Raw genomic sequence first — 17,330 nt, forward strand, 5'->3', positions numbered from 1 at the left:
CGGCGCCCCGTCGTCACTCGTGCTCCGGCAGAAGCGGCGTCGACCAGCCGGGGTCGCGGCCGAGCTGCGTCGCGCGGGAGACGGATGCTGCGCCGAAACGATCGCGCACGGCATCGAGCACCGTGTCCAGGCGCACGCCGTCGTCCCAATCGATCGGGAGCTCTGGCGGGACACTGTCGACGCGGCCGAGCTGCGACAGCGAGACGCCGATGAGGGTGATGCCGCGTTCTGCGATCTCGGGCTGCGCGACGGCCAGCAACCCGTGCGCGACCGCGAGGATCAGCGCAGTGCGATCGGTGGGTGAGCGGAACGAGCGGGAGCGCGTGGCCTTCGCGTAGTCGCCGTACCGGAGGCGCAGCACGACGGTTCGACAGACGCGGTCGCCGTCGCGCAGGCGACGCGCGAGCCGATCGACGATCTGCGTGAGGATGACTTCAAGCTCCTCGGGCGTGCGTGGCCGGTTCCCGAGCGCACGCTGCGAGCCGATGGACCCGCGGCGCCGCGTGGTATCGACCGGGCGCGGATCGCGCAGCCGAGCCAGCGCATGCAGGTGCGCTCCGGCCGCCCTGCCGAGCAGTCTCTCGGCTGTCGCAGCCTCGAGCTCGGCCAGCTGCCCGACGGTGTGGATGCCGAGACCGTGGAGCTTCTCAGCAGTGACGGCGCCCACCCCCCACAGCCGTTCCACCGGCAGCGGGAGCAGGAACTCCTCTTCGCGTCCGGGCTCGACCAGCAGCAGCCCGTCGGGTTTGCTGACGGCGCTGGCGACTTTGGCGAGGAACTTGGTGCGGGCGATCCCGACCGAGATGGGCAGCCCGACCTCCGCACGAACCCGCTCCCGCAGTCTCACCGCGACCTGCTCAGGCGTACCCGCGATGCGTCGCAGGCCGCCGACCTCGAGGAATGCCTCATCGATGGAGAGCCCCTCGACGAGCGGCGTCGTATCGCGGAAGATCGCGAAGACGGCTTTGCTCGCCGCGGAGTAGGCCTCCATGCGGGGCGGCACGATCACGGCATCGGGGCACAGGTCGCGCGCCTGACGGCCTCCCATCGCGGTGCGCACTCCTCGAGCCTTCGCCTCGTAGCTCGCCGCCAGCACCACGCCGCCGCCGACGACGACGGGCCGGCCACGCAACGCGGGCGCGTCGCGCTGCTCGACCGACGCATAGAAGGCGTCGAGATCCGCATGGAGCACGGTCGCCTCGTCGCGCATACCACCTCCCATCGAACATCTGTTCTGACGATCGTCGCACCGACCGACGACATCGGCGACCCCCTCCGTTCCCATTACGCCTCTCGAGCCGGATTGGCTAGGGGGTCCCTGATCTTCGGACCGTTTCTTAGCGTGGACATCGGAGCGACCACCCCGGTCGATCTCCGAATCCATCCCTCGCATGACGACAAGGAGCACTCATGTCCTCGAGTTGGGACGCCTGGGACTACCGCCAGTCGGTCGATCGCGGGGCCGGTTCCCGCGACCTGGTGGGGTATCACGTGGAGGCCAAGGATGGCCGCATCGGAAAGATCGACGAGGCGAGCAACGACGCCGGCAGCAGCCGGCTCGTCGTGGACACCGGGCCGTGGATCTTCGGGCGGAAGGTGATTCTTCCGGCCGGGACGGTCGAACGTGTCGACGACGAAGAAGAGAAGGTCTACGTCGATCTGACGAAGGACCAGATCAAGAACTCTCCGGAGTGGGACCAGTCCACGACGGGTCAGGACGACGCGTACCGCAGCCAGCTGGACACCTACTACGGCGACTTCTACCGCTGACCGGATCGGCGGCCGGATGGTCGTCATCCTCGCCGACTGATGGAAACGGGGTGCAGCCTTGCGGCTGCACCCCGTTTCGCGTGGCCCGACTATCCCCGGCTCGGGACCCGGTTCTCGGCGCTGACCATCCATGCGTATTGTTCGAGCTTCTCGATGATCTGGTGCAGCAGATCCGCACTGGTGGGATCCTCTTCGTCGACCGCGTCGTGCACGTCGCGACAGGTGCCGACCGTGTTCTCGAGCCGTTCCGTGATGAGGTCGATCACGTCGGTCGTGGCGATCTCGCCCTGCGGGAACTCGGGGAGGCTGGTGGTCTCGGCGACGGTGTCGCTGCGACCATCGGGAAGGGCATGCAACGCGCGCATGCGTTCGGCGACAGCATCGCTGAACTCCCGTGCCGACTCGATGATCTCGTCGAGCTGGCGGTGCGTGTCGCGGAAGTTCTTCCCCACGACGTTCCAGTGGGCCTGCTTGCCCTGCGAGGCGAGCTCGATGAGGTCGACGAGCACCTTCTGGAGGTTGTCGCTGAGCGTGGCGGACGCGGCGAAACCGCTCTCGGCGTTCTGCTCCTTGGTGAGCTGGGCGCCGCGAGCGGGCCGCCGCTTGTTACGCGTGGAGGATGGGGTCGAGTTCTTCGTCGTTGAGTTCTTCGTCGTGGTGGCCATGATGCCGACCGTACGGACCGAACCGGTCGAACAAGCAGGGATTGTGCGTGCTCGACAGTCGTGCTACCGGCCTCAAGTTCCGCGCCGGCGCTCACGTGGACGCTTCGGGCGCGACGCGCTCACCGATCGCGGTCGGAGCGCTCCTCGGCGCCTGGCGGAACATCTCGGTCCACCGGAAGCTGACTGGCTGGAGCCACGGTAGACGGGGTGCGCGACACCTGCGCCGCCTCCTCCACAGCCCGCGCCCTCGGACGGTATCGGCGGGTTCTCCACAGGGCTGAAAACGAGGCTTGATCTGGGGGTTCAATGTCGGAACCCCTCGTCAGAATGGAGCCATGACGAACCTCTCCGACGCCCTCACCGGGCTCGGTGATGCGCTCGCAGAGGTGGTCGCGGCGGCCTTCGCCGAAGGCTGTCTCGCCGCCGAGACCGATGCCGGCGTGCTGGCCGCGCTGGCGGCGGCGGGGCGGCTGCATCGGCTGGCTGAGGCGGCGATGACCGCGGCGGTGGCTGAGATCGTCGACCGCGATGACGCGGTTCCGCGTCCGGATCAGATCACCACGCGGTACGGCTGCCGCAAGGTGGGCGAACTGGTGGAGCGGGCGACCCGGGTGTCGGGGCGCACCGCGGCCGAGATCGTGAAGGCGGCCCGAGCGACGGGGCGGCGCACGTCGCTGTCGACGGGGGAGGCGCTGCCGGCGGAGTACCCGCAACTGCGCCGGGTGTTGGCGGCCGGGCAGGTCGGCGTCGACGGGGTGGTCGCCGTGGTCGGCGCGTTCCGCAGCAGCGTGGGCCGGGCCGACCTGCTCGCCGCCGACGATGAACTCGCGGCCGCCGCGCGCGGTGAGGGAGCGGATGCTGCGCCTCCAGCGTCGGCGGACGAGCTGCGGGCGCTCGCACAAGTGTGGGCGGCGTACCTCGACCAGGACGGCGCGGAACCCGCCGAGGCGAAGGCGATGCGGCGGCGCGGTATCACGCTCGGTCGGCGCGGTGAGGACGGACTGGTGCCGATCGGCGGTCGGCTCCTTCCCGAGGTCGCGGAACAGCTGCAACTCGGATTTGACAGCGTCCTCAATCCCAAGGTCGACGGCGTATCGATGCCGAAGGGGCCCTGCTTCACTGGTATCGATCGTGACGCCGACGCGGTTGGCGATGTTGGTCTCGACCGTTCCGAGGGCGAAGGTGCGGAGGGGTCCGAAGGTGGCGAGTTCGCGGGTGAGGAGCGGGTGCGTGACCAGGTCCGTCGCGAGTTCGCCGATGAGGAGCCGGTAGAGGCGGCAGCCGACCAGCGCAGCCTTCCACAGCAGCGGCACGACGCGCTCGCGATGATCCTCGGCGTCGCTGCCGCGTCCGGCGCGCTACCCACGCTGGGCGGCGCGGCACCGACGCTGGTTGTGCACGTACGCGAGGAAGACCTCGCGACCGGCCGCGGCTGCGCGTACCTGCCTGGCCAGGACGACCCGATCCCGCTCGCCGCTGCCCGGCACATCGCGTGCACCGGCGCCGTGCAGCGGGTGGTGCTCACCGAGAACGGCCGCATCGTGTCGATAGAGATCCTCGACCGCGTCTTCAACCACCACCAGCGCAAGGCGATAACCCTCCGCGACGGCGAATGCATCATCCCCGGCTGTCACGTCCGACCGGAATGGTGTGAGATCCACCACGTCGAAGAGCACTCGAGGGGTGGACCTACTCACACCGACAACGGCGTCTTGCTGTGCTGGTGGCATCACCGCACCCTCGACACCGGCGGCTGGCAGATCCGCATGGTCGATGGCAGCCCGTATGTCAAGGGCCCGTACTGGTGGGACGCGCAGGTGAAGTGGCGACCGGTCACGAAGTCGACGACGCGCAGACGCGACCACATCGCCGCCCGCATCTGACCCGGACGCGCCCAGGAGAAGCGACCGGGGACGGATGCGCGAGGCGATCGCACTGCCTAGTGAGCGTGCGCGTCGCGATCGCCGTCGTCGTCCTCGAGCAGCATGCCGACCGACGTCGCACAGGCATCACCCCGCCAGGCTTCCCTCCCCTCGCGCACGGCGAAGACCGCGATCACGAGCCCCGCCACGGCGTCGGCCCACCACCAGCCGAGCAGGCTGTTGAGCACCAGACCCGCGAGCACCGCAGCCGACAGGAAGGTGCAGATGAGAGTCTGCTTCGAATCGGCGACCGCCGTCGCCGACCCGAGCTCCCGCCCGGCGCGACGTTCGGCGAGCGACAGGAAGGGCATGATGACGACGCTCAGCGCGGTGATCGCGATTCCGGCCGGGCTGTGCTCGACCTCGACCTGCGCGACCAGCGTCAGCACCGACGTCGCCGTCACGTACGCGGCCAGCGCGAAGAACGCCCCCGCGATCACCCGCAGCGTCGGCCGCTCCCAACGCCCCGGGTCGCGTCGAGTGAACTGCCACGCGACCGCGGCCGCCGACAGGACCTCGATGGTCGAATCCAGTCCGAACGCGATGAGCGCGCCCGACGACGCGATCGCGCCGGCGGTGATCGCGACGATCGCCTCGACCAGGTTGTAGGCGATCGTCGCCGCGACGATCCAGCGGATGCGGCGCTCGAGGAGGTGCCGCCGCTCGTGGGCAAGGACGCCGGCGCTCATACGCACCCGCAGGTCTCACCGGTGCAGCAGGCGGGATCGACCGACAGCACGACCTGCAGCAGCTCGTCGAGCGCGGGCGCGAGGTGAGGATCGGCGAGCCGGTACGACGAGCGTCGTCCCTCGGGAGTCGCCTCCACCAGACCGCAGCCGCGCAGGCATGCGAGCTGGTTCGACATCACCTGACGCGACACCCCGACGGCGTCCGCGAGATCGGACGGGTAGGCGGGACCGCTGCGCAGCGCCAGGAGGACGGCGCTGCGCGTGGGATCCGCGAGCGCGAAGCCGAGCCGGGCGAGGGCGGCGGTGTGGGAGACAGTGGCGTTCGCCGAGGTCATCCCCGCAATAGTACAGAGATTACTGTACTGAATCGACGGGCGCTCTCGTCGCGCGAGTCCCGACTCAGGCCCCGAGTCCGCGGCGCAGCGCCGCGAGTCCGTACTCGAATGCGCCGTCGACGTCGCCGCCGAGCCGGAAGGCTCCGGCGAGCTCCATGTGGATGAACCCGGTCGCCCACGCCGTCACGAGACGCGCCGCATCGAGGGCGTGCTCCTGGCCGGCGATCGCGGCGGCACTGTCCACGATGGTCATCCCCGCGCGGTCGAGCAGCTCCTGCGGGGCGGCGGCCGCGAACATCAGGCGGAACCCCTCCGGGCGCTCGTGCGCGAGCGCCCGGTACGCGCGGGCGAGATCTTCCAGAGAGCGATCGGATGCCTCGAGCCGCTCTGTCAGGTCACCCACGGTTGCGGCGGCCACGGCCCCGATGAGGGCGTCGCGATCACGCACGCGCTTGTAGAGCGACGGCGCGCGCACCCCCACACGCTGCGCGACGCTCTGCATCGTGAGGCCTGTCGGCCCGGACTCTTCGAGGATGTCGCGCCCTGCGGCGACGATCTCGGCGTACGACGTGCGTTCCGGTGTCGGCATGTGGCGTCTCCTCGATGGCTATTGACAGTAGCCATCATAGCTACGTATCGTAGCCATGCCAAGTTCGGAGACACCGACGGCTCTCGCGAAGGATCCCCCATGAAGCTCGCACCGCACCTGCACCGCATCGGCAACGACATCGTCGCCGCCTACCTCGTCGTCACAGACGACGGCGTCACCGTCGTGGACGCGGGACTCCCGGGTCACTGGAAGGACCTCGTGCGCGAACTCGAGACGCTGGGCCTCACCCCCGCCGCCGTCAAGGGTGTCGTGCTCACCCACGGCGACAGCGACCACATCGGCTTCGCCGAGCACCTGCGCCGCGAGCACGGCGTGCCCGTCTACGTGCACGAGGCCGATGCCGAGCGCGCCCGGACCGGAGAGAAGCCGAAGGTGTCGACCGGGCCGATGAAGCTCGCGCCGACGCTCGGGTTCTTCACCTACGCCCTGCGCAAGCGGGCGATGCCCATGACCTACGTCTCGGAGGTCGTGGAGGTGCACGACGGCGATGTGCTCGATCTGCCCGGCTCACCCGTGATCGTGGGCATGCCCGGCCACTCGCCCGGCAGCATCGCGGTGCACATCCCGGTCGCCGACGCCGTGTTCGTGGGCGACGCGCTCACGACGCGCCACGTGCTCACCGGCCGCGAGGGCATGCAGCCGGCACCCTTCACCGATGACCCCGCCGAAGCCCTGGACTCGCTCGAACGCCTCGCCGGCGTGAATGCCTCGTGGGTGCTCCCCGGTCACGGCGCGCCCTGGAAGGGCTCGCCCGCCGAGGTCGCGGCCGCTGTCCGGGCGGGTGCGGCCTGAACCCCACCTGCCCGGGCAACCGGTGGACTCAGACCGGCCGCGCCGCCGCGAAGAGGTTGGCCGGGTCGTACGCGAGCTTCAGCTGACGCAACCGGGCCCACGCCGACCCGAACGCCACCGAGCGATCGGCACCGGGCGCGTCGACGAACGTCAGCGCGAGCGCGTCGACGCGCCACTTCATCATGGCCGCGACCCCCGCACGCACCGCGGCCGTCGCGGCCGGTGCGGCGTCGGGCGTCATCACCATCGCGATCGAGTGCACGAGGTACTCGCCGTCCAGCGACGCGATCGCACCGCCGCCCTCCGGGCGCCGGTTCACGGCCCCGCCGAGGTGACGCAGCTCCTGCACGAAGATCCCGGGCGTCTGCGCCGCCTCGACGAAGGCGTCCACGGCGCGTGCCGGCAGCTCCCCCAGCACCGCGTGCCACGTCGCCGACGGCGACGGCTCGGGCGGGTCCATGTGCACGCCGACGAGCGCGGGCGCGGGAATCCGGGCGAACGTGTCGACCTCGGGCTCGAGCGCACGCAGCGGCTCGAGCAGAGCGGCTGCCGCGGCATCCGTGTCTTCGATCGCGCCATCGATCACGACCACCGAGCGGCCCGACAGGAACGGCGGCAGTTCGGGCATCGGCGGGATGTGGAGGATGCGCAGCGTCGTGGTGGCCGTCTCAGGGGCGGACCGCGTCCATCGCGCCCATGCGTGCGAGATCTCGGAGGCGCGCGACGCATCCCACAGCAGCATGCCGGCGAAGACCTCGGCGAGCGGGAGCAGGTCGATCTCGATCGCGACGACGACGCCGAACGAGCCCGACCCGCCTCGCAGCGCCCAGAAGAGCTCGGGGTTCTCGTCGGCCGTCGCGCGCACGAGCACGCCCTCGGCCGTCACGACCTCGACAGCGCGCACCGCGTTGACGGCCAGACCGTGCGCTCGGGCGTAGAACGAGAGCCCGCCGCTGAGCGAATACCCGACGACCGACACGTCGCCGGCGCTGCCGTGCAGGGCGGTGAGACCGTGCGGCGCCGCCGCTTCGAGCACGTCGTTCCAGAGCGAGCCGCCGAGCACGCGCGCCGTCCGCGCCTCGGCGTCGACCGTCACGCCCCGCAGTTCCCGCAGCGACACCAGCACGGTGTGCGCGAGGTCGGTGTCGCTGAGCGCGCCCGCACCGTGACCGGTCGACTGCGGCGCGATGCGCAGGCCCGAGAGCGTGGCGGCACGAACGACTTCGACCACGTCGTCCGCGGACTCCGGGATCACGACGGCGAACGGATGCTGCGCCACGGCGAGGTTCCACGGGGTCCTGGCGGCGTCGTATCCGGCGTCGCCACGCAGCAGCGCGCGGTCGCCCAGCGCCGAGCGCAGCTCGGCCGCCGCGGCGGCCGCGGCCGCGTGGGGCACGTCGATGGCGAGGTCGTTGAGGGACATGGGGCTGCCTTTCGGTGAACGAGTGCGACGGAACCTCACGACCGACTCCGTCCGCGCGGTCGCCCACACACGGCGGCCACCCCACGAAAGAGCGCGAAGTACCCCCGCAGATACACGGCGGCGCGAACCCGCCCTCAGCTCTCGAAGTCCTCCGGTTCGACGTCGTCGAGGAATCGCTTGAACTCGTCGAGCCGCTCTGCGGCATCCGTCTCGGTGAGCACGTCGGGAACACCCGCCTCGGCGAGGACCGCGTCGGCGACCCAGATCGGCGCGCCCACCCGCGACGCGAGCGCGACGGCATCGGACGGACGGGCATCGACGACGCGCTCGCCGAGCGCCGTGGACAGCGTGATCTCTGCGTAGAACGTGCCGTCCTCGATGCGCGTCACCTCCACCTTCGTCGCCGCCGCGTCCAGCGCGGTGAGGATAAGCCCCATGAGATCGTGCGCGAGCGGCCGCGGCACCTCGGCGTTCTCGACGGCGACCAGGATCGACGTGGCCTCGAGCTGGCCGATCCAGATCGGGAGCACGAGCCCGTCGCCGGGGATCTGATCGACGGGCTTCAGCAGCAGCACGTGCTGCCCCGACGCGTCAAGAGCCACACCGGCCACGCGGACCTGGACCATTGCGCACCCCCTCGGCTCGCGGCATCCGTCGGCGCCGTCTTCTCTCGGGCCATCGTAGGCACCGCGCACGCACCCAGGACAGGGGGTTGCGCGCGCCTCGCGTTCGCCGCACGACTGTTTTCATTCACCGGAATGGATGCCCCGCGCGTACGGTTGCAGACGACATGCAGCGATTCGGAACCCTCTCGTTCGGACACTACGGCCCGCTCGGCGGCGGGCGACAGCTCAGTGCGGGCGACTCGATGCTGCAGGCGATCGACCTCGCCCAGGGCATGGATGAACTGGGCGTCGATGGCGCGTACTTCCGCGTGCACCACTTCGCACGCCAGCAGTCCTCCCCCCTGCCGCTGCTCGCGGCGATCGCCGCGCGCACCGAGAACATCGAGGTCGGCACCGGCGTCATCGACATGCGCTACGAGAACCCTCTCCATCTCGCTGAGGAAGCAGCCTCCGTCGATCTGATCTCCGGCGGCAGGCTCGCCCTCGGTGTCTCGCGGGGCTCGCCCGAGACTGTGGTTCGCGGCTACGAGGCGTTCGGCTACACCGGCTCGGAGGACCCCCGCGGCGCCGATATCGCGCGCGAGCACTTCGACCTCTTCCTGCGGGCGGTCGACGGCGAAGGACTGGCGGAACGGGATGCTTCGTCTGCGTTCGGCACCGGAGCCAGAGGCTTGCAGCGCATCGAACCGCACTCGCCCGGGCTGCGTTCGCGCGTCTGGTGGGGCGCGGGCAACCGCGACTCCGCCGAGTGGGCGGGCCGCACGGGCGTGAACCTGATGTCGTCGACGCTGCTCACCGAGGCGGACGGCACACCCTTCGACCTGCTGCAGGCGGAGCAGATCGAATCGTTCCGCGCCGCATGGCGCGAGGCGGGGCACGCCGGCGAGCCCCGCGTATCGGTGAGTCGCTCCATCTTCCCGATCACGACCGCCGAGGAGCGGATGTACTTCGGCGGACGCCAGGACGGCGACCAGATCGGTGTGATCGACGGCATGCGCTCGACGTTCGGGAAGACCTACGCGGCGGAACCCGACGAGCTCGTCGAGCAGCTCCGAGAGGATGCGGCGATCGCCTCGGCAGATACCCTCATGCTCACCATCCCGAGCCAGCTCGGCGTCGAGTTCAACCTGCGGGTGGTCGAGTCGTTCGCGAAGTACGTCGCGCCGCAGCTCGGCTGGCAGGCTGCGCGCTCCTGACTTCTTGACCGGCCGGTCAGTCAGGCGTACTGTTCGAATCGACCCCCGATCGGGAGCCATCAGGTCTCGGAAGGAGGAGATCCGAATGAAGAAGTGGACTCGCTGGGAGGACTGGGTCGCAGTCGGCGTGGGCCTCGTCGCCGCGGTGTGCGCGTTCGCCTTGCCGCAGATGGGCGCTTCGATGCCGTGGATGCTGATCGTCGGTGTCCTGCTCATCGCCGCGGGCGTCGCGAACCTCGCGATGCCGGGGATGGTGGCGATGGAGTACGTCCAGCTCGCACTGGGAGCGCTGCTGTTCGTCGCTCCGTGGCTTGGCGGCTATGCGGACATGCAGGCCGGCGTCGCCTGGGTCAGCTGGATCGGCGGAGCGGTCGCGGTGATCGTCGCTGCGCTCGCCGTGAGACCCGCCATGCACATGCACGACCAGACCCTCCCGCACTGAGTGCGAACCGAGACGGGGGCGCCGGTCACCACCGACGCCCCCGCCGCTTTCCCCAGGACCCGACATGACCCGCGATCGCGAAAGCCGCAGGCTCATCCTCGACGCCGCCGAGCGCCTGTTCGCGGAGCGCGGCTTCGACGCCACTCCGACGACGGCGATCGCGGACGTCGCCGGCGTGCCGAAGGGTCTGCTCTTCTACTACTTCCCCACCAAGACCGATCTGCTGCGTGCGCTGGTCGGTGAGCGTCTGGACCTCGACCCCATCGACACGTCAGGGCTGATCGCGCGCGGCGACCCCGCACGCACGCTGCTGAACGTGACCGGCCGGCTGCGGGAGTTGCAGGCGGAGTCGGCGGTGCGCGGCGTCATCGTGTGGCGGGAGCACCGCACGCACCCGGAGGTCCGCGAGAAGCTGCAGACCTACCGCGCTCAGCTGCAGGCGATCGTCGAACGCGTGCTCGGCGCGAGCATCCTCCACCCGATCGCGGCGCGCCGGGTGCGCACGGCCGCCGCCGCATGGGTCGCGATCATCACCACGCCGAGCCTGCTCGAACTCGCCGGCGGCGACGAGACCGCTGCCGGGGGCGCCGACGTCGTGGTGGACCCCACCGAAACGCCGGACCTGCCTGCCCTCGCCGACCTGATATCGGCGGGCTTGCGCGAACCGGCCGCCTGACCGCTCGCTGCGGGCTCAGTCGAGCACTTCGATGCCCGTGATGCGCAGCTCTTCGACGTCCAGACGCGTCTGGATCTGGGTGACGACCGCGTCGTCCACCGCGCCCTCTCGCCTCAGGCGATAGAGCACCTCGCGCTTGCGGTCGAGCACCGCGATGCGAAGTCGCGAGTACTCCGCGTCTCGCTCGCGGGGCGAGGGCAGCGGGGCAGGCACCTCCAGGAGCGCTGTGGCCGTTGCGGCCGCGGCGACCGCGTCCGTGCCCTCGATCCTCCTGTCGAGGTCGGCGATCTGACGGTCGACCTCGGCCTGCTCGCGGGCCTGCGCCCGCTCGTTGTTGCGCTCGAGGTACTCGTAGTAGTCACGCGTCAGGCGATCGCGGATCTCCTCGCTGATGCCGTGGTCGCGGGCGAGCTCCTTGACCGCGGTGAGCGCGGCGCCGGTGATGGCGCGTTCGGCGAGCTCCAGCTCGTGCTGCAGCGCGGAGTCATCGGGCAGGCGCGCCCATCGCACGACAGCGGGCAGGAGCGGCCCCTGCACGAGGAGGGTGAGCACGATGACGCCCGCGGTGACGAAGATGATCTCGTCACGGCCCGGCAGCACTTCCCCCGCGCTCGTGGTCAGCGGCACCGACAGTGCGATCGCGAGCGACACCGCACCGCGGAATCCCGCGACGGCGCTCACGATCCGCGCGCGATAGGTCGTGCGGCGAAGGCGCTGCGAGGGCCGGCGATCGAGCAGGCGGATGATCATGACCGATGTCGTCTGGAAGACGAAGCGGGCGACGAGCAGCACCAGCCACACCGCCACGGTCATGACGGCGAGCCCGCCGATCTCGCGGCCGGGGATCTCGTGGGCGACCGCCTGCACCTCGAACCCGATCAGGACGAAGAGCGAGCCGTTGAGGAGGAAGGATCCCAGCGGCCACGTCCACGCGGCCTGGCGGCGAGAGGCAGCCGTGCTGATGCGCGGATTGATGTACGCGACGATGAGCCCGGCGACCACCACTGCGAGCACGCCGGATGCGTGGATCAGCTCTGCCACGAGGAACGCCGTGAACGGCACGAGCAGAAGCGCGATGTTGAGGTTCAGCGTGTTCGGCAGGCGCCTCATCACCAGATAGGCGGCACCCGCCACGACGACACCCGCGGCGGCTCCGCCGACGTAGGACAACAGCACCAGTCCGGTGATGTCGAGCGGCGTGTACTGTCCGCCGACCGCGACACCGACCGCCACACCGTAGATGACGAGCGCCGTGCCGTCGTTCGTCAGACTCTCGGCCTTGAGATTCATGAAGTTGCGCCGCGGCAGCATCCGGCCGAGGGCGGCCACCGCCGTGGCATCGGTCGGCGCGACGGCCGCGCCGAGGATCAGCGCGGCATCCCAGGGCAGGCCGAGCGCGTAGGCGACACCGGCGACTGCGAAGGCGCTCGCGACGACGAGCCCCGTGCTCATGAGGAAGATGCCGCGGAAGTCCCGGCGGATCGAGCGCAGCGACGTGGTCATGCTCTCCCAGAACAGCAGCACCGGGAGGAAGAGGAGCAGCACCGTCTCGGGCGGCAGCACGATCTCACGCACCTCGGGGATGAAGCCGAGCGCCAACCCCGCCACCAGGAGCAGCAGAGGCATCGCCACCCGGAATCTCGGAGCCAGGATCGCGCCGGTGAGGACGGTGATTCCGAGCAGGACGGTGACCTCGAGTCCGTTCATGTGGGCTCCCTTCAGCGCAATGATCGTGCAACCGCGGGCGACCTGTCGGGATTCCCGCGAATCCCATCGAACCGGACGACCAGATGATGGCCTGCCGCGTCGCTTCTCGCGGCGCCCGGTGGGCACGCCTCGCGGGGACCTGAACTCCGGCCTGCCACGGCTGGCGCTGGACGGTCCGACGACGGCGCGCTGGCAGGAGCAGGCCGACGTGCGTGCCTTCGTCTTCGACCACGCGCAGGCGGAGGACGAGGCGCGCCGCATGACCGGCGACGACCGGTCTCGCTCCGGGCGACGACCGTCGGCAGGACCGTGCGCCGCGCGATCGCCTATATGGTGCAGCACGCACAGGAGGCTGGGCTGATCTCGGCGGAATGCGGTGCGGGACGGGAGAGACCTGTCTCCACGACGGCCCGCGCGGGTAGACTCCGGCCTGTCGAGGCGATGGAGGCGACACGGATGGACAGCACGGATCTGGCCGATCTGATCGACGACCTGACGGCGAAGGCGCGCGAGGCTTCGAGCGGGCGCGCCGCGCGCACCATCCGCGGCGGTCATGAGCACGCTCTGCGCGAGACGGTCATCGCGCTGCGCGCCGGACACGAGCTTGCTGAGCACGAGAGCCCCCACGAGGCCACGCTGCAGGTGCTCCGCGGGCGTGTGCGACTCATCGCCGGCGACGACGCCTGGGACGGGGCATCCGGTGATCACCTCACGGTCCCGCCCGAGCGCCACAGCCTCGCGGCGCTCGAAGACGCCGTCGTGCTGCTGACGGTGTCGAACCGCGTGCCGTGACTCCGTCGAGGTCGGTCAGCCCGCAGTGCGCGGGGACCGATCAGGGCAGTCCCATGACCGAGACACCGAGCCACTCCGCGAGCTCGGAGATCTCGGCGCGGACGATCTCGGACTCTTCCGGCTCGAACGGCAGGAACTCGTGGAGCGCAGTGATCTTGAGCACCTCGCGGTCGCGGTCGACCTCGGCGTCCAGCATCCCGATGAACCGGTCGCCCATCAGGATCGGATGCGCGAAGAAGCCGTACCGGCGCAGCGCCTTCGGTTTGAACTGCTCGAGCACGTAGGTGAACTCGAAGAGCTCTTCGAGGCGCTTCCGGTCGAAGAGCAGGCTGTCGTACGGATTCAGCAAGGCGACCCGGCCTCCGGAGTCCTCCTCTTCGAGCGCGGCGAGCGCCTCGGGGTCGACCCGGTACTTCGTCGTGCTGCCCTCGACGACGGCGGCTTCGCCGGTGTCCCTCGCGACGCCGCTCCAATACCAGTGCGGCTTCGTGAGACCGGCGGACTGGAGGCGCCGTGCCGCCAGGAGCGCGGCCGCCTCGTCGTCGCCGTAGTCCGGCAAGTCGTGCGGGTACACGCGCTCAGCGAGATCCCACACCCGGTGGCGGCCTTCGCGGCCCCTCACCGCCACCTCTCCCTGGCGGAGCAGGAAGTCCAGCATGTGGGGCACCTGGTTCGTCCCCGACCAGCCGTCGGGTGCACGGCTCACCTGCGCGGTGTCGGGGATGTCGCTCGCGAGCAACGGCCCTTCGGCGCGCAGTCGCGAGAGCACATCCGCACGGAAGCCGGCGTTCGCCTCGAGCCACTGGCGGCTGCTCTCGCGCTGCGGCCACCGGCGCATCGCGGGCAGCATCAGCGGTAGCAGGCTCATGGGGCGGAACGTGCCGTCGAACTCGAAGAGCAGGCGGTCGTCCTCCACGACCTTGCGCAGCTGCCCTGGTTCGTACGACCAGCCGATCCGCGACCACAGCACGGTGTGCTCGCACGGCGCGATCGTCGCGGTCGGGTCGATCTTGATGTAGCCGAGCTGCTCGGCCACCTCGACCACGTCGCCGGGTCTCTCGGCATCGAGCAGCTGCGCGCGGACCACGATGCGCCGCGCCTGATCGCGCGTGAGCCGGTGCGCCGTCACGCCGATCCTGCGGACTCGGCGAAGCCTCCGGGGAGCACTCGATACCGCACGTGTGTGACGAGCGACGCCGACCGGCCCGAGATCTGCTCGAGCCGGACCGGGCCGATGCCGTCGAGCAGGCGCAGCCCGGTGCCGATGATGCTGGGCGAGATCTGCAGCATCAGCTCGTCGATCAGGCCCGCAGCCAGATAGGAGTTCGTGGTCGACACGCCCCCGGCCACATGGATGTCGCGCTCGCCGGCCGCCTCGCGCGCCCGATCGAGGGCCGCGTGGATGCCGTCGGTGACGAAGTGGAAGATGGTGCCGTCCTCCATCTCGACGGGCTCCCGAGGGTAGTGGGTGAGGACGAAGACCGGGGCGTGGTACGGCGGGTTGGGGCCCCACCACCCGCGCCAGTCGCGGTCCCACTCGCCGCGCACCGGACCGAACATGTGGCGTCCCATGATGAACGCACCGGCGTCGACGATCGCGTCGATCTCGGCACGGTTCTCATCGGGCGTCTCGAACATCCAGCGGTGCAGCGCGTTCTCGGGCACCTCGCCGAACGGGCGCTCCTCCGTCTGGTTGATTCCGGCACCGATCCCGTCGAGCGAGAGCGACATCGTGGCGACGACGGACATGCGAGCCTCCGATAGGTGCGTGCGGTCACGTCCCACGCTAGCCCGAGGCGCCGACGGCACGACAGCCCCCCTCGCGCGTGCGCGCGCGGCGCTCGCGGATAGCACCCTTGACGTCGAGGTCGCACTCCCGCACGCAGCGGCCACCCCGGTGCCAGCTCGCGCTCACCCCTGTCCTGCGAGGCGGGCCTGGATCACGTGAGCGGATGCTGCGGCCCCGTCCTCGTCCGCATACGCGGCGCGCACGCGCTCGGCCGCGGTGCGCATCCCGTCGTCTGTCAGCAGCCGGCGCACGGCGTCCGCCAGTGCGAGCGTGCCGGCCTGCTTCGGCGACAACGCGAGCGCGTTGCCCTGGCGGACGCATTGATCGACGTTCCAGACCTGTTCCGGCTGCAGTCCCATGCCCACGAACGGGATCCCGGCCGCGCACGCCGTCTGCACGGTGCCCTGACCGCCGTGAAGGACGGCAGCGTCGACGAGTCCGCCCAGCAGGTGCGCCGGCAGCAGCCCGGTCGCGTGGACGTTCGGCGGCAGCACGTCGTCTTGCGCGCCGCGGCGGTCTCAGCGGTCGACGATCTCGCCGGCGTTGACGCCGATCCACGCCATGAGCGGCATCATGCGCTCCATCAGCTCGTCGCCGAGCGGCGTCAGGGAGTATTCCACGCGCGGCGGCACCTCAGGGTAGGCCGTGCGCGCCACGAAGCCGTCCTTCTCGAGCGTGCGCAGCGTCGACGCGAGCATCTTCTCGCTGATACCCCCGACGGTGCGGCGCAACTCGCCCCACCGGATCGTGCCTTCGGAGAGCGCCATCAGCACCAGCACACCCCACTTGCTCATGACGTGGTCGAGGACCACCCGCGTCGGGCAGGCCTCGTCGAAGACACCGGGAACCTCTGCCCGGATTTCCGCAAAACTCACCATCACGTGGGTACCTTACCTCAAAGTGGGTACCTACCGACTGGAATGTATTGCGGCGCACGGCACGTTGGCGTCCGATGAGCGCGCCCCGAGCGCGTCCCCACCGAAAGGACCACCATGACCATCCTCGTGACCGCCGCCGGCGGACAGCTCGGCCACCTCGTCATCGACGCCCTCCTCGAGCGCGGCGTCGCCCCCGGAGACATCGTCGCCGGCGCGCGCACGACCTCGAAGGTCGCGGATCTCGTGGAGCGCGGTATCCGTGTCGTCCCGCTCGACTACGACTCGCCCGAGGCCGTCGCCGCCGCGCTCGAGGGAGTCGATTCCGTGCTGCTCATCTCGGGCTCCGAGCCCGGCCGGCGGTACGAGGGCCACGTGAACGTGATCGACGCAGCGAAGGCGGCCGGTGTCGCGAAGCTCGTCTACACCAGCCTCGCGCACGCCGACTCCGTCGACTTCGTGCTCGCGCCCGACCACAAGGCGACCGAGGAGCACCTCGCCGCGAGCGGTGTTCCCGCGATCGTGCTGCGCAACAACTGGTACATCGAGAACTACGCGCCCGACGTGCTGCGCGCCGCCCAGACCGGCGCCATCGCCGCATCGGTGGGCGATGCGACGGTCGCCGCCGCGAGTCGCGCCGACTACGCCGAGGCCGCCGCCGTCGTGCTCCTCGAGGACGGCCACCTGGGCCGCACCTACGAGCTCTCGGGCGACACCGCCGTGTCGTACGCCGACCTCGCCGCTGCCGCGGCCGAGGTGCTCGACCGCGACGTCGCCTTCGTGCCGGTCTCGCGCGAGCAGCTCGAGGCCGCGCTCACCGACGCGGGGCTGGACACGGGCACCGTCGGCTTCGTCGCCGAGATGGAGGCCGGCATCGCTCGCGGCGTGCTCGCCGACGCCGACGCCGCGCTCGCACGCCTGCTCGGCCGGCCGACGACGCCCGTGGTCGACGGCCTGCGCGCGGCTGTGGAAGCTTCCCGCGTCAACGCCTGACCGCGCGGGCAGAAGACGAGGACGGATG

General features: G+C 70.4%; 21 protein-coding genes. 9 read left to right on the forward strand and 12 right to left on the reverse strand.

The genetic code is table 11. The features are described from left to right. Nucleotides 1-13: 13 nt before the first annotated feature. Complete coding sequence (gene dinB / locus MRBLWH3_RS17090; protein WP_363434491.1) at nucleotides 14-1,210, reverse strand: DNA polymerase IV; 1,197 nt, start codon at nucleotides 1,208-1,210, stop codon at nucleotides 14-16. Nucleotides 1,211-1,410: 200 nt separating this feature from the next. Between dinB and MRBLWH3_RS17095 the strand changes: the two genes are divergently transcribed. Continuing rightward, nucleotides 1,411-1,770: a PRC-barrel domain-containing protein gene (locus tag MRBLWH3_RS17095; RefSeq protein ID WP_363434494.1), complete on the forward strand. Its 360-nt coding sequence runs from the start codon at nucleotides 1,411-1,413 to the stop codon at nucleotides 1,768-1,770. Nucleotides 1,771-1,859: 89 nt separating this feature from the next. Here MRBLWH3_RS17095 and MRBLWH3_RS17100 read toward each other — a convergent pair whose 3' ends face one another. Beyond that, nucleotides 1,860-2,435 carry a Dps family protein gene (locus MRBLWH3_RS17100; protein ID WP_363434497.1) on the reverse strand — a complete coding sequence of 192 codons (576 nt, stop codon included), beginning with the start codon at nucleotides 2,433-2,435 and terminating at the stop codon, nucleotides 1,860-1,862. Nucleotides 2,436-2,770: 335 nt separating this feature from the next. Between MRBLWH3_RS17100 and MRBLWH3_RS17105 the strand changes: the two genes are divergently transcribed. Next, the gene (locus MRBLWH3_RS17105) at nucleotides 2,771-4,318 is read left to right on the forward strand and encodes an HNH endonuclease signature motif containing protein (RefSeq protein WP_363434500.1); all 1,548 of its coding nucleotides are present in this window, start codon (nucleotides 2,771-2,773) and stop codon (nucleotides 4,316-4,318) included. A gap of 56 nt (nucleotides 4,319-4,374) precedes the next feature. Here MRBLWH3_RS17105 and MRBLWH3_RS17110 read toward each other — a convergent pair whose 3' ends face one another. From MRBLWH3_RS17110 to MRBLWH3_RS17120, 3 genes are all read right to left on the reverse strand, one after another. Beyond that, a complete protein-coding gene (locus MRBLWH3_RS17110; RefSeq protein WP_363434503.1) occupies nucleotides 4,375-5,046 on the reverse strand; it encodes a cation diffusion facilitator family transporter in 672 nt (223 codons plus the stop codon). Further along, complete coding sequence (locus MRBLWH3_RS17115; RefSeq protein WP_363434506.1) at nucleotides 5,043-5,381, reverse strand: ArsR/SmtB family transcription factor; 339 nt, start codon at nucleotides 5,379-5,381, stop codon at nucleotides 5,043-5,045. The genes MRBLWH3_RS17110 and MRBLWH3_RS17115 overlap by 4 nt, the downstream gene beginning before the upstream one ends. Before the next feature lie 64 nt (nucleotides 5,382-5,445). Next, the gene (locus MRBLWH3_RS17120) at nucleotides 5,446-5,970 is read right to left on the reverse strand and encodes a TetR/AcrR family transcriptional regulator (RefSeq protein WP_363434509.1); all 525 of its coding nucleotides are present in this window, start codon (nucleotides 5,968-5,970) and stop codon (nucleotides 5,446-5,448) included. A 99-nt stretch (nucleotides 5,971-6,069) separates the two neighbouring features. Here MRBLWH3_RS17120 and MRBLWH3_RS17125 point away from each other — a divergent pair, with 99 nt between their 5' ends. Next, on the forward strand, nucleotides 6,070-6,783 hold the full coding sequence (locus MRBLWH3_RS17125; protein ID WP_363434512.1) for an MBL fold metallo-hydrolase: 714 nt from the start codon (nucleotides 6,070-6,072) through the stop codon (nucleotides 6,781-6,783). 28 nt (nucleotides 6,784-6,811) lie between these two features. On the opposite strand, the gene MRBLWH3_RS17130 is transcribed toward MRBLWH3_RS17125, so the two are convergent. Continuing rightward, nucleotides 6,812-8,206, reverse strand: coding sequence for an FAD-dependent oxidoreductase (locus MRBLWH3_RS17130; protein ID WP_363434515.1), 1,395 nt, complete (start codon nucleotides 8,204-8,206; stop codon nucleotides 6,812-6,814). Between the two features lie 134 nt (nucleotides 8,207-8,340). Continuing rightward, nucleotides 8,341-8,832: a bifunctional nuclease family protein gene (locus MRBLWH3_RS17135; protein ID WP_363434518.1), complete on the reverse strand. Its 492-nt coding sequence runs from the start codon at nucleotides 8,830-8,832 to the stop codon at nucleotides 8,341-8,343. Between the two features lie 164 nt (nucleotides 8,833-8,996). Here MRBLWH3_RS17135 and MRBLWH3_RS17140 point away from each other — a divergent pair, with 164 nt between their 5' ends. The 3 genes from MRBLWH3_RS17140 to MRBLWH3_RS17150 all read left to right on the forward strand — a co-directional run bounded on the left by MRBLWH3_RS17140 (nucleotide 8,997) and on the right by MRBLWH3_RS17150 (nucleotide 11,146). Beyond that, complete coding sequence (locus MRBLWH3_RS17140) at nucleotides 8,997-10,028, forward strand: LLM class flavin-dependent oxidoreductase (protein WP_363434521.1); 1,032 nt, start codon at nucleotides 8,997-8,999, stop codon at nucleotides 10,026-10,028. A gap of 85 nt (nucleotides 10,029-10,113) precedes the next feature. Beyond that, nucleotides 10,114-10,470 carry an SPW repeat domain-containing protein gene (locus MRBLWH3_RS17145; protein ID WP_363434524.1) on the forward strand — a complete coding sequence of 119 codons (357 nt, stop codon included), beginning with the start codon at nucleotides 10,114-10,116 and terminating at the stop codon, nucleotides 10,468-10,470. A 64-nt stretch (nucleotides 10,471-10,534) separates the two neighbouring features. Further along, nucleotides 10,535-11,146, forward strand: a complete 612-nt coding sequence (locus MRBLWH3_RS17150) for a TetR/AcrR family transcriptional regulator (protein WP_363434527.1) — start codon at nucleotides 10,535-10,537, stop codon at nucleotides 11,144-11,146. 15 nt (nucleotides 11,147-11,161) lie between these two features. On the opposite strand, the gene MRBLWH3_RS17155 is transcribed toward MRBLWH3_RS17150, so the two are convergent. Next, nucleotides 11,162-12,853, reverse strand: a complete 1,692-nt coding sequence (locus MRBLWH3_RS17155) for a Na+/H+ antiporter (protein ID WP_363434530.1) — start codon at nucleotides 12,851-12,853, stop codon at nucleotides 11,162-11,164. Nucleotides 12,854-12,971: 118 nt separating this feature from the next. Between MRBLWH3_RS17155 and MRBLWH3_RS17160 the strand changes: the two genes are divergently transcribed. Both MRBLWH3_RS17160 and MRBLWH3_RS17165 read left to right on the forward strand, forming a co-directional pair. Then, the gene (locus tag MRBLWH3_RS17160; protein ID WP_363434533.1) at nucleotides 12,972-13,214 is read left to right on the forward strand and encodes a hypothetical protein; all 243 of its coding nucleotides are present in this window, start codon (nucleotides 12,972-12,974) and stop codon (nucleotides 13,212-13,214) included. Between the two features lie 95 nt (nucleotides 13,215-13,309). Next, on the forward strand, nucleotides 13,310-13,645 hold the full coding sequence (locus tag MRBLWH3_RS17165; RefSeq protein WP_363434536.1) for a cupin domain-containing protein: 336 nt from the start codon (nucleotides 13,310-13,312) through the stop codon (nucleotides 13,643-13,645). A gap of 40 nt (nucleotides 13,646-13,685) precedes the next feature. Here MRBLWH3_RS17165 and MRBLWH3_RS17170 read toward each other — a convergent pair whose 3' ends face one another. The 4 genes from MRBLWH3_RS17170 to MRBLWH3_RS17185 form a co-directional block, all read right to left on the reverse strand. Beyond that, the gene (locus MRBLWH3_RS17170; protein WP_363434538.1) at nucleotides 13,686-14,774 is read right to left on the reverse strand and encodes a DNA glycosylase AlkZ-like family protein; all 1,089 of its coding nucleotides are present in this window, start codon (nucleotides 14,772-14,774) and stop codon (nucleotides 13,686-13,688) included. Then, nucleotides 14,771-15,394: a dihydrofolate reductase family protein gene (locus tag MRBLWH3_RS17175; protein WP_363434541.1), complete on the reverse strand. Its 624-nt coding sequence runs from the start codon at nucleotides 15,392-15,394 to the stop codon at nucleotides 14,771-14,773. Before MRBLWH3_RS17175 ends, MRBLWH3_RS17170 begins: the two co-directional genes overlap by 4 nt. Before the next feature lie 162 nt (nucleotides 15,395-15,556). Further along, a complete protein-coding gene (locus MRBLWH3_RS17180; RefSeq protein ID WP_363434544.1) occupies nucleotides 15,557-15,928 on the reverse strand; it encodes a glycosyltransferase in 372 nt (123 codons plus the stop codon). Between the two features lie 24 nt (nucleotides 15,929-15,952). Then, nucleotides 15,953-16,312 carry a winged helix-turn-helix transcriptional regulator gene (locus MRBLWH3_RS17185; RefSeq protein WP_414685411.1) on the reverse strand — a complete coding sequence of 120 codons (360 nt, stop codon included), beginning with the start codon at nucleotides 16,310-16,312 and terminating at the stop codon, nucleotides 15,953-15,955. Between the two features lie 114 nt (nucleotides 16,313-16,426). Between MRBLWH3_RS17185 and MRBLWH3_RS17190 the strand changes: the two genes are divergently transcribed. After that, the gene (locus tag MRBLWH3_RS17190) at nucleotides 16,427-17,302 is read left to right on the forward strand and encodes an SDR family oxidoreductase (RefSeq protein WP_363434549.1); all 876 of its coding nucleotides are present in this window, start codon (nucleotides 16,427-16,429) and stop codon (nucleotides 17,300-17,302) included. Nucleotides 17,303-17,330: the final 28 nt, after the last annotated feature.

Origin of the sequence: Microbacterium sp. LWH3-1.2 (assembly GCF_040675855.1) — a bacterium.
In the GTDB taxonomy this organism is placed as follows: domain Bacteria; phylum Actinomycetota; class Actinomycetes; order Actinomycetales; family Microbacteriaceae; genus Microbacterium.